Source organism: Agromyces sp. NPDC055658 (genome assembly GCF_053618155.1).
This window is the reverse complement of sequence record NZ_JBSHHD010000103.1, coordinates 1-1370: the sequence shown is the minus strand read 5'-3', so window position 1 is coordinate 1370 and position 1370 is coordinate 1. Positions and strand designations below refer to the sequence as shown.

Here is a 1370-nt window from a genome sequence, read left to right as displayed (position 1 = left end):
CATCTCGGGTACCGGATCGGTGGCCTGGGGCCGCCGCGGCCGTCGGGAGACACGCGCAGGCGGCTGGGGTTACCTGCTCGGAGACGAGGGCAGCGGCTACGGGATTGCCCGGGAAGCAGTGCGACGCAGCCTGGCCCGCGTCGACCACGGCCAACCCGCGGATCAGCTCGGCCTGCAACTGGCCGCCAATTGTGGCCTGCAGTTCCCCGAACAGCTGCTCGACCACTTCTACGCCCAGCCCGACCGGCGGTACTGGGCCGGCCACGCCCGGGTGGTGTTCGAACTGGCCAGCGCCGGCGATCCGGTCAGCATGCAGATCGTCGAGGACGCCGCCGCCGCACTGGCAGGCTTGGCGATCTCGGTGGCCGACCGCTTGGGCTCCACTGGTCCTGTAGTGCTTGCGGGAGGCTTGGCGGTACACCAGCCGGCCTTGCAGAAAGCGGTACGCCGGCGTCTCGCCGTGCAGCGGTTCACCGAGATGCGGGTACTGGCGGTGGACCCGGTGCGCGGCGCCGTGGAGATCGCGCAACGACTTCTGCGGCAAGCCGATCCCGAAAATGAGCCGACATGACGGGTACCGAGATCAGCAACACACCCGGGCGGCTGATGGCCGGCGAGATCGACGAACAACCACAGGTGTGGCGGTGCGTGCTCGCGGGCGGTGCTCAACTCAGCGCCGCGGCAGCCCGGATCGCCAAGGCCGCACCACGATTCGTGTTGCTCGTAGCACGCGGCACCAGCGACCACGCGGCCCTCTACGCGAAATATCTCGTTGAGATCAAACTCGGCCTGCCCGCCGGCCTGGTGTCGCCGTCGACCATGACTGTCTACGGTGCCCAGCCAGACCTGCGTGGAGTGCTCTACATCGCGGTGAGTCAGTCGGGTGGTTCTCCGGACCTGGTGCGCTCTGTGGAGGTCTCCCGGGCCCGGGGCGCACTGACGGTGGCCCTCACCAACAATGCGACGTCGGATCTGGCTGCGGCCGCCGAGATCCATATCGACGTAATGGCCGGGGCTGAACGGTCGGTGGCCGCCACCAAGTCCTACACCGCCGAACTGCTGACGCTGAATCTGCTGCTGGATCTCGTCGACGGTGGTGACGGACATGGTGCCGACGCACTGCCCGATCTGGGTGAGCAGGTGCTCGGTTGCGGCGACCTGGTGCGTGACATCGCCCAGCGTTACCGGTTCGCGCAACGACTGATCTGCACCGGCCGGGGCTATTCCTACCCCACCGCCCGCGAGGCCGCGCTCAAGCTGATGGAGACGTCGTATCTTTCGGCACAGGCGTTCTCCGGTGCCGACCTGTTGCACGGGCCCCTGGCCACGGTGGATCCGCAGGTTCCGGTGCTGGCGGTAGTGTCCGAGGG

2 protein-coding genes are annotated in these 1370 nt (G+C 68.0%); both read left to right on the top strand.

Going from position 1 to position 1370, the window contains the following annotated elements; all coding sequences use genetic code 11:
* On the top strand, nt 1-571 hold a 571-nt coding region (locus tag ACWGPE_RS18825), incomplete at its 5' end, for an N-acetylglucosamine kinase (protein WP_452049284.1).
* A partial coding sequence (locus ACWGPE_RS18820) for an SIS domain-containing protein (RefSeq protein ID WP_452049283.1) occupies nt 568-1370 on the top strand: 803 nt, incomplete at its 3' end. The genes ACWGPE_RS18825 and ACWGPE_RS18820, both read left to right, overlap by 4 nt.